A 13,333-nucleotide genomic window follows, 5' to 3' on the forward strand; every position below is an offset into this window, starting at 1 on the left:
CCTTCAGCCGAAGAAGTTCCGTACGTGCTCCAGGCCGTCGACCAGTGCGTCGATCTCGGCCGGCGTGGAGTACAGATAGAACGACGCTCGCGTGGTCGCAGGAATTCCGTAGCGGAGGCAGACGGGCCGCGCGCAGTGGTGGCCGACGCGGACCGCGATGCCCTGCTCGTCGAGAACCTGGCCCACGTCGTGCGGGTGGATGTCGCCCAGCGTGAACGAGATCGCCGCCCCGCGGTCCTCGGCCGTGGTCGGGCCGATGATCCGCAGGTCCGGGACCTCTGCCAGGCGCTTCACCGCGTACTCGGTGAGCGCGTGCTCGTGGGCGAGGATCTTCTCCATGCCGATCGAGTCCAGATAGTCGATCGCGGCACCGAGACCGACCGCCTGGGCGATCGGGGGCGTGCCCGCCTCGAACTTGTGCGGAGCCGGGGCGTACGTCGAGGAGTGCATCGACACCGTCTCGATCATCTCGCCACCGCCCAGGAAGGGAGGCAGGTCCTCCAGCAGCTCCTGGCGGCCCCAGAGAACGCCGATGCCGGTCGGGCCGCACATCTTGTGGCCGGTGAAGGCCACGAAGTCGGCCTGCAGGGCCTGCACGTCCAGCGGCATGTGCGGGGCGGCCTGCGAGGCGTCGATGCAGACCAGCGCACCGACCTCCTGGGCGCGACGGACTATCGCGTCGACCGGGTTGACCGTGCCCAGGATGTTCGACACCAGCACGAAGGAGACGATCTTCGTCTTCTCGGTGATGATCTCGTCGATGTTGGACAGGTCCAGCCGGCCGTCGTCGGTGAGGCCGAACCACTTCAGCTTCGCGCCCGTGCGCTGCGCCAGCAGCTGCCACGGCACGATGTTGGAGTGGTGCTCCATCTCCGTGATGACGATCTCGGTCTCGTGGTCCACGCGGTAGGGCTCGTCGGCCCAGCCCAGCATGTTCGCCACGAGGTTCAGCGACTCGGAGGCGTTCTTGGTGAAGATCACCTCGTCGCGGCTCGGCGCGTTGACGAACGCCGCGACCTTGTCGCGCGCGCCCTCGTACAGCGCCGTGGCCTCCTCGGCGAGCACATGCACACCGCGGTGGACGTTGGCGTTGTAGCGCTCGTAGTACTCGCTCAGGGCGTCCAGCACCTGGCGCGGCTTCTGCGAGGTCGCCGCGTTGTCCAGGTACACGAGCTTCTTGCCGTCGTGGATCAGTCGGTCCAGGACGGGGAAGTCCTTGCGGATCGCCTCGGTGTCGAGGAGGCCCGGCAGCTGTGTCACGCGGATACGCCACCCTTCGTGTATGCCTCGTAGCCCTCGTCCTCCAGCTTGTCGGCAAGCTCGGCGCCGCCGGACTCGACGATCCGGCCGGCGGAGAAGACGTGGACGAAGTCGGGCTTGATGTAGCGCAGGATGCGCGTGTAGTGCGTGATCAGCAGGGTGCCGACCTCGCCGGTCTCGCGGACGCGGTTGACGCCCTCGGAGACGATGCGGAGCGCGTCGACGTCGAGGCCGGAGTCGGTCTCGTCGAGGATCGCGACCTTCGGCTTGAGCAGCTCGAGCTGGAGGATCTCGTGGCGCTTCTTCTCACCGCCGGAGAAGCCCTCGTTGACGTTGCGCTCGGCGAAGGACGGGTCCATGTTGAGGCGCTCCATGGCCTCCTTGACCTCCTTCACCCAGGTGCGCAGCTTGGGGGCCTCGCCGCGGACGGCGGTGGCGGAGGTGCGCAGGAAGTTGGAGACCGAGACGCCGGGGACCTCGACGGGGTACTGCATCGCCAGGAACAGGCCCGCGCGGGCGCGCTCGTCGACGGACATCTCCAGGACGTCCTCGCCGTCGAGCAGCACGGTGCCGCCGGTGATCGTGTACTTCGGGTGACCCGCGAGCGAGTAGGCGAGGGTCGACTTGCCGGAGCCGTTGGGGCCCATGATGGCGTGCGTCTCGCCCTGCTTCACGGTGAGGTCGACGCCCTTGAGGATCTCCTTCGTGGCGTTGTCGGCCTCGACGGTGACGTGCAGGTCTCGGATTTCAAGCGTTGCCATGGGTGCCTCAGGACTCCTGGGTGAGGGAGACGAGCACGTCGTCCCCTTCGATCTTTACGGGGTAAACGGGGACGGGGCGCGTCGCGGGAAGGCCGGACGGCTTGCCGGTGCGGAGGTCGAAGCTGGAGCCGTGCAGCCAGCACTCGATCTGACAGTCCTCCACCTCGCCCTCGGAGAGCGAGACGTTCGCGTGGGAGCAGATGTCGTGGATCGCGAAGACCTCGCCCTCGGTCTGCACGATGGACACGGGCGTGCCGTCGAGTTCCACCCGCTTCGGGGTGTCCTCGGCCAGCTCGCTCAGCCCACAGGCGCGTACGAAGGTCATGCGACCGAAGCCTCCAGCTCCTCCTCGATCTTCGCCAGCAGGCGCTCCTCGATGTCCGGGACACCGATCTGCTGGACCAGCCCGGCGAAGAAGCCGCGGACGACGAGACGGCGGGCCTCGTGCTCCGGAATGCCGCGGGCCATCAGGTAGAAGAGCTGCTCGTCGTCGAAGCGGCCGGTCGCGGAGGCGTGGCCGGCGCCGACGATCTCGCCGGTCTCGATCTCCAGGTTCGGCACCGAGTCGACCCGCGCGCCGTCGGTCAGCACCAGGTTGCGGTTCATCTCGTAGGTGTCGGTGCCCTCGGCCTTGGCCTCGATGAGCACGTCACCGATCCACACCGCGTGCGCCGCGTCGCCCTGGAGCGCGCCCTTGTAGACGACGTTCGACTTGCAGTGCGGGGTGTTGTGGTCGACCAGGAGGCGGTGCTCCTGGTGCTGCCCGGCGTCGGTGAAGTACAGGCCGAGCAGCTCGGCCTCGCCTCCGGTGCCCGCGTAGCTGACGCGCGGGTGCAGGCGGACCAGGTCGCCGCCGAAGGTCACGACGACCGACTTGAAGGACGCGTCGCGGCCGATCAGGGCGTTGTGCTGGGCCACGTGCACGGCCTTGTCGTCCCAGTCCTGGACGGAGACGACGGTCAGCTTGGCGCCGTCGCCCAGGATGTAGTCGACGTTGGCGGCGAGCACCGCGTCACCGGTGTGGTCGATGACGACGACGGCCTCGGCGAAGGCGCCCAGCTCGACGACCTGGTGGCCGAAGGCGACCCCGCCCGCACCGTGCACGGCGATGCGGATCGGCTCGGCGAGCACGGTCTCCTTGGGGACGGTGACCACGCCGGCCTGCTCGAACGCCGAGAACGCCTGGGCGGCCACGCGGTCCACCGGGGTGCCCGCCTTGCCGACGCGCGCGTCGTCGCGGCCGACGGTCTCGACGGTGACGCCCTCGGGGGCCTCGACGGTGACCTTCACGCCCTCGCCGTTCGCGACGGCGGTGCCGTCGTGCAGCCCGCGCAGGCGCTCCAGCGGGGTGAACCGCCACTCCTCCTCGCGGCCGTGCGGGACCGGGAAGTCCGCGACGTCGAAGGACGGGGGCGCGCTCATGCGCGTGGCGACGGTCGACTCGGCGGCCACCGCGATCTGGCCCGCGGTGGTCGAGCCCAACGGTGGGGATCCCCCCTGCCCGAGCGGAGTCGAGGGCTTGGGGGAGTTCTGAGCCTCAGCCATGGCTGTCGTAATGCTCGCTTTCTTGCGTAAGTGGCTTGACGGGGACTACGGGCCGGTGATCAACCGACCGAGCCCTCCATCTGCAGCTCGATCAGCCGGTTGAGCTCCAGCGCGTACTCCATCGGCAGTTCCTTGGCGATCGGCTCGACGAAGCCGCGCACGATCATCGCCATCGCCTCGAACTCGGTCAGACCGCGGCTCATCAGGTAGAAGAGCTGGTCCTCGGAGACCTTGGAGACCGTCGCCTCGTGGCCCATGGACACGTCGTCCTCGCGGACGTCCACGTAGGGGTAGGTGTCGGAGCGGGAGATCGTGTCGACCAGCAGCGCGTCGCAGAGCACGTTCGACTTGGAGCCGGCGGCGCCCTCGCCGATCTCGACCAGGCCGCGGTATGAGGTACGGCCGCCACCGCGCGCCACCGACTTGGAGACGATGTTGGACGAGGTGTTCGGCGCCATGTGGACCATCTTGGAACCGGCGTCCTGGTGCTGGCCCTCGCCCGCGAAGGCGATGGACAGGGTCTCGCCCTTGGCGTGCTCGCCCATCAGGTAGACGGCCGGGTACTTCATCGTCACCTTGGAGCCGATGTTGCCGTCGATCCACTCCATGGTCGCGCCCTCGTACGCCACGGCGCGCTTGGTGACCAGGTTGTAGACGTTGTTCGACCAGTTCTGGATGGTCGTGTAGCGGCAGCGGGCGTTCTTCTTGACGATGATCTCGACGACCGCGGAGTGCAGCGAGTCCGACTTGTAGATCGGGGCGGTGCAGCCCTCGACGTAGTGCACGTAGGCACCCTCGTCGACGATGATCAGGGTCCGCTCGAACTGGCCCATGTTCTCCGTGTTGATACGGAAGTAGGCCTGGAGCGGGATCTCCACGTGGACGCCCGGCGGGACGTAGATGAAGGAGCCGCCCGACCACACGGCGGTGTTCAGGGAGGCGAACTTGTTGTCACCGACCGGGATGACCGTGCCGAAGTACTCCTTGAAGAGCTCCGGGTGCTCCTTCAGAGCGGTGTCGGTGTCGAGGAAGATGACGCCCTGCTCCTCCAGGTCCTCGCGGATCTGGTGGTAGACGACCTCCGACTCGTACTGGGCGGCGACACCGGCGACGAGGCGCTGCTTCTCGGCCTCCGGGATGCCCAGCTTGTCGTAGGTGTTCTTGATGTCCTCGGGCAGGTCCTCCCAGGACTCCGCCTGCTTCTCCGTGGAGCGCACGAAGTACTTGATGTTGTCGAAGTCGATGCCCGAGAGGTCCGAGCCCCAGTTCGGCATGGGCTTCTTCTCGAAGAGGCGCAGGCCCTTGAGGCGGAGCTTGGTCATCCACTCCGGCTCGGACTTCTTCGCCGAGATGTCCCGGACCACGTCCTCGTTCAGACCACGCTTCGCAGAGGCGCCGGCCTCGTCGGAGTCGGCCCAACCGTATTCGTACTTGCCCAGACCCTCGAGTTCGGGGTGGGCAGTCTCCGTGGGGAGAGTCATGCGGGGTTCCTCCCGGCCGTGCTTGCAGATGCGTTGTCGCTGGTCTTGGAAATCTTGGGGATGAACGTCGTGCAGACGCCGTCGCCGTGCGCGATCGTCGCCAGTCGCTGGACGTGGGTCCCGAGCAGCTCGGCGAAGATCTCCGTCTCCGCCTCGCACAGCTGCGGGAACTGTTCCGCCACGTGGGCGACCGGGCAGTGGTGCTGGCACAGCTGCTCGCCGACCGGTGCGCTGCGCGCCGTAGCAGCGTACCCGTCCACGCTCAGGGCCTTGGCCAGCGCTTCGGTGCGCTCGTCGGGGCTGACGCTCTCGATCGCCTTGCGGTACGCGCCCGCCTGGGCGGCGATCCGGGCGCGGGCGAAGGCGGCGACCGCCTCGGCCCCGCCCTCCCGCTCCGCGATCCAGCGCAGGGCGTCGGCGGCGAGCTTGTCGTACGACTGGTCGAAGGCGTCCCGGCCGCAGTCCGTCAGCGCAAAGACCTTCGCGGGCCGACCGCGCGTGCGCGTGCCGTACACCCGCTGCTCGCGCGCCTCCACGACGTCGTCCGCGACCAGCGCGTCCAGGTGCCGCCGTACGGCCGCCTGGGTCAGGCCCAGGCGCCCGGCGAGTTCGGTGACGGTCGACGGGCCGTGGTCCAGGATGGACCGCGCGACCCGGTTGCGCGTGGAGCGCTCTCCGGTCGCGAGCTCCTCCTGCGGGGTACCCATCGGGGTCTCCCGAGCCTCACCGACGTTTTTCACAACGCCATTGTTGCGTAATTCTTCAGAGCCTGACAAGCGCGGTCCGGATCATCGGGCGGTGCCCTGCGTCACTTAGGCATACCTAATCTGACCTGCGGAAATGATCTTCTGATCGATCATTCACCGACCGCCCGGTGATCGGCCGAGCAGGGCCGGAACAGCAAAGAGGTGGCGTCCCGCACGCCCGTCGGGAAGACTCCCGAACCATGCCCACACCCCCTCCGACCGGCCCTCTTGTCACTCGCGACACGGTTTCCACGCAGCTGCGTCTGCTGGGCGTCGAGACCGGCGAGACCCTCCTCGTGCATTCCTCGCTGAGTTCCCTCGGCTGGGTCAACGGAGGCGCCGTCGCGGCCGTCCAGGGACTCCTCGACGCGCTCGGACCAGCCGGCACACTCGTCGTGCCCACCCAGTCGGGCGACCTGTCCGACCCGGCCGTGTGGGGCAATCCTCCGGTGCCCGACGAGTGGTGGGACAGGATCCGGGCCACGATGCCCGCCTACGACCCGCTGATCACCCCGTCGCGCGGGGTCGGGGTGATCCCGGAGACCGTCCGCACCTGGCCGGGTGCCCTGCGCAGCGCCCACCCGCAGACCTCCTTCGCCGCGCTCGGGCCCCGCGCCGCGGAGATCGTCGACGCTCACGCCCCCGACTGCCGGCTGGGCGAGCGCAGTCCGCTGGCCCGGCTGGAGCGGCTGGGCGCCCGGGTCCTGCTGCTCGGCGCGGGCTACGACGCCTGCACCAGCTTCCACCTGGCCGAGTACCGCATACCGTCCCCGCTGGTGCCGGTCGGCCGGCCGGCACCGGGCGGGGGCTGGGAGACGGTGACCGAGGTGTCGATCACCTCGGACCGCTTCGACGAGCTGGGCCACGACTTCGAACGGGACCGTCCCGTCGTACGCGGCCGGGTCGGCGCGGCCGACGCCCGGCTGTTCCCGGTGGCGGACGCGGTGGCCTACGCCGAGCGGTGGCTGGCCCTTCACCGCCCCCGTGAGGAGGAGTTCCCGCACCCCCGCACCTGAGCGGTGCGGCGCCTCCCTAGACTCTGGACCCATGCGAAGTGAGCCCGCCCGCCCGTCTCCCGACCACCACTCCTCGACGAGACGCTTCGCGCCGCACCCGCTCATCGAGGTCCGGGCCCTGGTGAAGCGGTACGGCACGAAGACCGCGGTGAACGGCCTCGACCTGGCGGCCCAGGCGGGGGTGACCGCCGTACTCGGCCCCAACGGGGCGGGGAAGACGACCACGATCGAGACCTGCGAGGGGTACCGGAGGCCGGATTCCGGCACGGTGCGCGTCCTGGGCCTCGACCCGGTGCGGCAGGCCGCCGAGCTGCGTCCGCGGATCGGCGTGATGCTCCAGTCCGGGGGCGTGTACTCCGGCGCCCGGGCGGACGAGATGCTGCGCCACGTGGCCAGGCTGCACGCGCAGCCGCTGGACGTGGACGCACTGATGGAGCGCCTCGGGCTCGGCTCGTGCGGCCGCACGAGCTACCGGCGGCTGTCCGGCGGCCAGCAGCAGCGCCTGGCGCTCGCCATGGCCGTCGTCGGACGCCCGGAGCTGGTCTTCCTGGACGAGCCGACCGCCGGCCTCGACCCGCAGGCCCGCCGCGCCACCTGGGACCTGGTCAAGGACCTGCGCGCCGACGGCGTCTCCGTGATCCTCACCACGCACTACATGGACGAGGCCGAGCAGCTCGCCGACGACGTCGCGATCATCGACGGCGGCCGGGTCATAGCCCAGGGCTCCCCGGAGGAGCTGTGCAAGGGCGGCGCCGAGAACACCCTGCGCTTCACCGGCCGTCCCGGCCTCGACGTGGCCTCCCTGCTCAAGGCGCTCCCGGCCGACTGCACGGCCGCCGAGCTGACCCCGGGCAGCTACCGGGTCGTCGGCAAGGTCGACCCGCAGCTGCTGGCCACGGTGACCTCGTGGTGCGCCCAGCACGGGGTGATGCCGGACCGGATCTCGGTCGAACGGCACACTTTGGAAGACGTTTTTCTGGAGCTCACAGGCAAGGAGCTGCGCTCATGAGTCCGGGTCACGCCGAGATCGGCCGGGGGTCCGGGGGTTGTCCCCCGGAAACGCACAGCCTGGAGCTCACAGGCAAGGAGCTGCGCTCGTGACGACCGCGACCGGTACGTACGCCCCGAAGCCGGGTGCGGCGCCCCTCCCCCGCATGATCGCGGCCCAGGCGGCGCTGGAGACGAAGATGCTGCTGCGCAACGGCGAGCAGCTGCTGCTGACGGTCGTGATCCCGACCCTGCTGCTGGTGCTCTTCAGCTCCGTGGACGTCGTCGACACCGGCAAGGGCAAGGCGGTGGACTTCCTCGCCCCGGGCATCCTGGCCCTCGCCGTGATGTCGACGGCGTTCACCGGGCAGGCCATCGCGACCGGCTTCGAGCGCCGCTACGGCGTGCTGAAGCGGCTCGCCTCCTCCCCGTTGCCGCGCTGGGGCCTGATGACGGCGAAGACGGCGTCCGTCCTGGTCACCGAGGTCCTCCAGGTGATCCTGCTGACGGTGATCGCCTTCGCGCTGGGCTGGTCCCCGCAGGGCGGCCCACTCGCCGTCGTGCTCCTGCTGGTCCTCGGTACGGCCGCCTTCTCGGGGCTCGGCCTGCTGATGGCGGGCACCCTCAAGGCGGAGGCGACGCTGGCCGCCGCCAACCTGGTCTTCCTGCTGCTGCTCGTCGGCGGCGGCGTGATCGTGCCGCTGGACAAGTTCGGCTCGGCCGGTCAGCACGTCCTCGGCCTGCTGCCCATCTCGGCCCTCTCGGACGGCCTGCGGGACGTGCTCCAGCACGGTGCCGGGATGCCGTGGGGCGACCTGGGCATCCTCGCGGTGTGGGCGGTCGTGGGGCTCGCGGCGGCCGGGCGTTTCTTCCGCTGGGAGTAGTCGCGGGACGGGACCCTCGTGAAAGCGTGCACAAGCGGCGGCCTACGATGGTGCACGTGCCAAAGCTGACCCGCGCCGACGCCGTAGCGGCCCTGCGCAACCCGCTCGCCCTCATCGCCGCACGCTGGACCCCGGATCCCCGGACGGTCCGGCGGGCGGCGCTCGCCGCGCTCGTGATGTCGGTCGTCATCGTCGTCACCGGCGGTGCCGTACGCCTGACCGGCTCGGGCCTGGGCTGCCCGACCTGGCCCACGTGCACCGAGGACTCGCTGACCACCACCAGCGCGATGGGCTTCCACGGTGCCATCGAGTTCGGCAACCGGATGCTGACGTACGTGCTGTGCGCCGCCATCGGCTGGGCGATCATCGCGGCACGCTCCGAGAAGCCGTACCGGCGCAGCCTCACCCGGCTCGGCTGGACGCAGTTCTGGGTGGTCATGGGCAACGCGGTGCTCGGCGGCATCGTGGTCCTGGTGGGCCTGAACCCCTACACGGTCGCCGCGCACTTCCTGCTCTCGACGGGCCTGATCACCGTCGCCACCGTGATGTGGCAGCGCACCCGCGAGGGGGACGCGGCGCCGCGGCCGCTGGTCGGCAAGGCCGTGCAGCAACTGGTCTGGTTCCTGGTGGCCGCGTCCGTGCTGCTCATCGCGGTCGGCACGGTGGTGACCGGCGCCGGGCCGCACGCGGGCGACTCCAAGGAGATCAACCGGATCCCGATCGACTGGGAGACGGTCAGCAAGCTGCACGCCGTGCTCGCCTGGATCGTGGTGACCCTCACCTTCGCCCTGTGGTTCGTGCTCAAGGCGGTCGACGCCCCCAAGGGCCCCCTGGACCGCACCCGCGAGCTGTTCCTGATCCTGCTCTCGCAGGGTGTGATCGGCTACGTCCAGTACTTCACGCACCTGCCCGAGGTGCTCGTCGGTCTGCACATGTTCGGCTCGTGCCTGGTGTGGATCGGTGTCCTGCGCGTCCTGCTGTCGCTGCGGGAACGTCCCGGTGCGACGTCCGGTCTCCCCGCTCAGGCGTACGAATCCGTGAACGCCTCGATCGCCGGCCCCAGGTAGTCCCGGGTCAGCCGGGCCCGCCGAGCCGTCCACTCCTCGGTGGGCGGGACCCGGTCGCCGTAGCGGCGTCGGCGGATGTCCTCGACGACCTCGACGGGTGCGCCCAGGCCGGGCAGCAGGTCCAGGGCCTCGCGCTTGGAGATCAGCCGGCCGTCGCGCGCGGTGACGGTGGCCCGGGCGAAGGTGATCATCCCCAGGTCGACCCACACGTCCCGCGTCCACAGCGGGACGTTGTCGACGGCGGGCCGCCAGAAGTCCCGCTGGTCCCGTACGACGAAGTCGCCGAGCTCCCGGTCCGGCACCGGCGGCAGCAGCCCGGCGGGCCCGCGCCCGTGCAGCACCCGCCCGAAGGTGTGCAGCTCCCGCCGGGTCACCGGGGTGACCGGCCGCTTGAACAGCTGTTCGTGCGCCCACGTCAGATGGCGGCGGGCGGCGTCGTCCACGGTGTCCGGGGTCAGATAGGTGCAGTGCATCCGGGCGGCGAGGGGGTGGGCACGCATGCGGGCATGCACCACCGCGACCCTCCATACGACGCGCGGGGCCACGGAGTGAGGCAGCACCGCGATCAGATCGAGGTCGCTGCGGCCCTCCTGGTAGTCGCCCGCGGCGAGCGAACCGTGCGCCCAGACGGCGACAGGACTCAGTGACGTCAGTTCACGGAGGAAGCGGGCCAGTAACGTCTCGGTGTCCACCCCCTCAGTCTGTACGGCTCACCCCAGCCCGTACACCCGCCGCGCGTTGTCCGCCGCGACCATCCGGGCCACCCGCTGCGCGTCCTCCAGCGACCACGCGCCCTCGGCCACCCAGCCGCCCAGCACCCGGCCCAGCGCCTCGCGGAACAGCCGCGCCCCCACGACGTGCAGCTCGGGCAGGCCGTGGGCGCCGCTGGAGAACAGGATCTTGCCGAACGGGGCCAGCTCCAGGATCTCGGCGAGGACCGTGGCGGCACGGGCACCGGTGCGGACGAGGGCCGCGCCCGAGTCGGCGTAGACGTGCGGGAAGACGCCGGCCAGATGGGCGGTGTGGCGGTGGTACGGGTAGCTGTGCAGCAGGATCAGATCCGTGCCGAGCCCGGCCGTGGCCCGGACGAAGTCGGTGAGCAGGACCGGGTCGGTGCGGTCGATGCGCGAGCCCGGCTCGCCGAGCCCGGAGTGCAGCTGCAGGGGCCGTCCCGAGGCGACCGCGATCCACAGCAGGTGCCGCAGCAGCACCGGATCGGTCAGCTCCCCGCCGACCCGCCGCCCGGCCAGCCAACGCCCCGCCGCGCCGCGCACCTCGCCCGGTCCCGGCGGTTCCGGCGCGAGCGCGAGGCCGTGCCGTACGCCCGCGACGGAGGTGAAGGCGACGGCGTTCGCGGCGGCTCCGTGCACCGACTCGGCGAGGTTGGCGAGAAAGGACTCGACCGTGCCGGAGGTGTCGGCGACCTGCTCCGCGAGCAGCTCGAGCCGGACGATCTCGCGGGCCTCGGCGTCGCCGGCGGAGGCCATCTCGGCAGGGCCGGTGAGGTCGCCGGGCAGGCCCGTGTCCACGAGGTAGGTGGTGATCCCGCTGCCCCGCAGCAGCCTGCGGCCGGCTTCCAGCGTGCCGAGCTCACGGCGTTGGGCGAGGTAGTGGGCGGGCGGGCAGTGGGGTTCCAGCCCGAGGAGGGGCGGGCACCAGCGCCGCACGGCGAAACCCGTCTGGGTGTCGAAGAGGGTGGTGCCCGGGGCGGGCGGGCCCTCGGTGCGTGCGAGCTGGGCCTCGAAGGTGCCGAGGCCCAGTTCCGTTCTCAGTACGCCGTGGCAGTACTGGTCCACGAGGGACGGCGTTTCGATCATCCGGACTCCCCGTGGGACGTGGTCTTACACGTCCTAACGGGTGAACGGGGTTCGAGGTCGCGGTTCGGTTCGGGCGTACACGATGCCGGGCGCCCGCGAGTGATTCGTGGCCGCTCGCGCCCACACGGCGAAGCCGCAGGCCGGTGCGGCCCCGTGCCCCTTTTTGACAGCTGTTCAGCTGTTGGCCGAGCCGCCCACCTGGATGCCCGCCATGCGCTTCCACTCGTACGGCCCCGTCTTCACCTTCGCCGCGAACTCGCCGTCGAAGGACTCGTGGACCGTGATGCCCGCCTGCTGCACCGCCTGCTCGGCGATCTCGGTGCTGGGGGCCACCAGGTCGCCCCATCCGCCGTCCTCGCCCACGAGGACGATCCGGGCGCCGCGCTCGCCGATGTGGGCGACCTGGCCCTCGGCGCCGCCGTGGGCCTTGGAGAAGGCGCTGATCTGCTTCGCGAGCCGGGCCGCGATGCGCTCGGCCTTCGGGTCAACCTGCTGCGTGTCTGCCATGGCCAGGATGCTACTCACGGGTAGATCAGCTGGCGAGAGCAGGGCCCTGTGACCTGTGCCGTACGGCGGTCCGTCAGCGCAGGAAGGGGTCCACCGCGACCGCGACGAAGAGGATCGACACATAGGTGATCGACCAGTGGAAGAGGCGCATCTCCTTGAGCTTGGCGCCGGTCACCTCGGCCTTCGCCCGGTTCTGCAGCCCGTGCGCCTCCCACAGCCAGAAGCCGCCGGCCGCGAGGGCGACCAGGGTGTAGAACCAGCCGGTGTAGCCGAGCGGGGTCAGCAGCAGGGAGACGGCGACCATCACCCAGCTGTAGACGACGATCTGCCGGGCGACCACCTTGTTGGAGGCGACGACCGGGAGCATCGGCACGCCCACGCGCGCGTAGTCCTCCTTGACCTTCATGGACAGCGGCCAGTAGTGCGGCGGCGTCCAGAAGAACATGACGAGGAAGAGGATGACCGGCGCCCAGGACATCGAATTGGTGACCGAGGACCAGCCGATCAGCACCGGCAGGCAGCCGGCGATACCGCCCCACACGATGTTCTGCGACGTACGCCGCTTGAGAATCATCGTGTAGACGACGACGTAGAAGAGGAGCGCTCCGAGTGACAGCCAGGCGCTCAGCCAGTTGACGGTCAACCCGAACAGCAGCGTCGAGACGACCGCGAGGGCGATGCCGAAGACCAGGCACTCGAGCGGGCTGACCATGCCGGTCACCAGCGGGCGCTGCGAGGTGCGGTCCATCAGGGCGTCGATGTCCCGGTCGATGTACATGTTCAGCGCGTTGGCGCCGCCCGCGGAGAGGTAGCCGCCGATGCAGGTGAGCAGCACCAGCTTCAGGTCGGGTACACCCTGCTGTGCCAGGAACATCACCGGAACGGTGGTGATGAGCAGCAGCTCGATGATCCGCGGCTTGGTCAGAGCCACGAACGCCTTGACACGGGCCCCGAACGGCCGGTGAACCGGGCTTTGGCTCGTCCCGAGCGCACCCTCCCCCAGGGCCTTGACGGCCTGGGAGGTGCCCCCAGGCCGGGATTCGACGGCCGTCACGCACACCCCTGACAGAGACATCCCAGCAAGCCTCCCCGTGTGAAGTCGGGGTAAAGGCTCGCGCGTACCACGCCACTTTAGACGTTGCCCATACCTCTGCTTTCGCGGGGGTGGGGTCGTGTTGGCGGGTGGCGCATCAGAGGGGTCGTTGGGCTCGATTGAGCAGTCAGATGAGCGGCTCCGTATTCATGTGCCGAATGCGTCCTCG

At 70.0% G+C, this 13,333-nt stretch carries 14 protein-coding genes; 4 read left to right on the plus strand and 10 right to left on the minus strand.

Going from position 1 to position 13,333, the window contains the following annotated elements; genetic code table 11:
* Window positions 1-3 precede the first annotated feature (3 nt).
* The 6 genes from FB157_RS00805 to FB157_RS00830 are packed head-to-tail and all read right to left on the minus strand — an operon-like array spanning window position 4 to window position 5,787.
* Entirely contained in the window at window positions 4-1,260 is a 1,257-nt protein-coding gene (locus FB157_RS00805; RefSeq protein WP_145874900.1) for a cysteine desulfurase, read from the minus strand.
* Entirely contained in the window at window positions 1,257-2,021 is a 765-nt protein-coding gene (gene sufC, locus FB157_RS00810) for a Fe-S cluster assembly ATPase SufC (RefSeq protein ID WP_145874902.1), read from the minus strand. The genes FB157_RS00805 and sufC overlap by 4 nt, the downstream gene beginning before the upstream one ends.
* A gap of 7 nt (window positions 2,022-2,028) precedes the next feature.
* Window positions 2,029-2,346, minus strand: coding sequence for a non-heme iron oxygenase ferredoxin subunit (locus FB157_RS00815; protein WP_145874904.1), 318 nt, complete (start codon window positions 2,344-2,346; stop codon window positions 2,029-2,031).
* Window positions 2,343-3,566 carry a Fe-S cluster assembly protein SufD gene (gene sufD / locus FB157_RS00820; protein WP_145874906.1) on the minus strand — a complete coding sequence of 408 codons (1,224 nt, stop codon included), beginning with the start codon at window positions 3,564-3,566 and terminating at the stop codon, window positions 2,343-2,345. The genes FB157_RS00815 and sufD overlap by 4 nt, the downstream gene beginning before the upstream one ends.
* Before the next feature lie 59 nt (window positions 3,567-3,625).
* On the minus strand, window positions 3,626-5,047 hold the full coding sequence (gene sufB / locus FB157_RS00825; protein WP_145874908.1) for a Fe-S cluster assembly protein SufB: 1,422 nt from the start codon (window positions 5,045-5,047) through the stop codon (window positions 3,626-3,628).
* A complete protein-coding gene (locus FB157_RS00830) occupies window positions 5,044-5,787 on the minus strand; it encodes a metalloregulator ArsR/SmtB family transcription factor (RefSeq protein ID WP_145874910.1) in 744 nt (247 codons plus the stop codon). Before FB157_RS00830 ends, sufB begins: the two co-directional genes overlap by 4 nt.
* A gap of 206 nt (window positions 5,788-5,993) precedes the next feature.
* On the opposite strand from FB157_RS00830, the gene FB157_RS00835 reads away from it, so the two are divergent.
* The 4 genes from FB157_RS00835 (at window position 5,994) to FB157_RS00850 (ending at window position 9,747) form a co-directional block, all read left to right on the plus strand.
* Window positions 5,994-6,809 carry an aminoglycoside N(3)-acetyltransferase gene (locus FB157_RS00835; protein ID WP_145874912.1) on the plus strand — a complete coding sequence of 272 codons (816 nt, stop codon included), beginning with the start codon at window positions 5,994-5,996 and terminating at the stop codon, window positions 6,807-6,809.
* A 31-nt stretch (window positions 6,810-6,840) separates the two neighbouring features.
* The gene (locus tag FB157_RS00840) at window positions 6,841-7,818 is read left to right on the plus strand and encodes an ABC transporter ATP-binding protein (protein WP_261386119.1); all 978 of its coding nucleotides are present in this window, start codon (window positions 6,841-6,843) and stop codon (window positions 7,816-7,818) included.
* A gap of 145 nt (window positions 7,819-7,963) precedes the next feature.
* Window positions 7,964-8,680 (plus strand): ABC transporter permease, encoded by a 717-nt coding sequence (locus FB157_RS00845; RefSeq protein WP_261386139.1) that lies wholly within the window; start codon window positions 7,964-7,966, stop codon window positions 8,678-8,680.
* 47 nt (window positions 8,681-8,727) lie between these two features.
* On the plus strand, window positions 8,728-9,747 hold the full coding sequence (locus FB157_RS00850; protein WP_145874914.1) for a heme A synthase: 1,020 nt from the start codon (window positions 8,728-8,730) through the stop codon (window positions 9,745-9,747).
* Here FB157_RS00850 and FB157_RS00855 read toward each other — a convergent pair.
* The 4 genes from FB157_RS00855 to FB157_RS00870 form a co-directional block, all read right to left on the minus strand.
* Window positions 9,702-10,439 (minus strand): nucleotidyltransferase domain-containing protein, encoded by a 738-nt coding sequence (locus FB157_RS00855; protein ID WP_145874915.1) that lies wholly within the window; start codon window positions 10,437-10,439, stop codon window positions 9,702-9,704. The two genes, FB157_RS00850 and FB157_RS00855, sit on opposite strands and share 46 nt — an antisense overlap.
* Window positions 10,440-10,457: 18 nt before the next feature.
* The gene (locus tag FB157_RS00860) at window positions 10,458-11,564 is read right to left on the minus strand and encodes an amidohydrolase family protein (protein ID WP_145874917.1); all 1,107 of its coding nucleotides are present in this window, start codon (window positions 11,562-11,564) and stop codon (window positions 10,458-10,460) included.
* 174 nt (window positions 11,565-11,738) lie between these two features.
* Window positions 11,739-12,071 (minus strand): hypothetical protein, encoded by a 333-nt coding sequence (locus tag FB157_RS00865; RefSeq protein ID WP_145874919.1) that lies wholly within the window; start codon window positions 12,069-12,071, stop codon window positions 11,739-11,741.
* A 73-nt stretch (window positions 12,072-12,144) separates the two neighbouring features.
* Complete coding sequence (locus tag FB157_RS00870) at window positions 12,145-13,131, minus strand: heme o synthase (protein ID WP_385169270.1); 987 nt, start codon at window positions 13,129-13,131, stop codon at window positions 12,145-12,147.
* Window positions 13,132-13,333 lie beyond the last annotated feature (202 nt).

The organism is Streptomyces sp. BK340 (assembly GCF_007827595.1).
Lineage (GTDB): Bacteria > Actinomycetota > Actinomycetes > Streptomycetales > Streptomycetaceae > Streptomyces.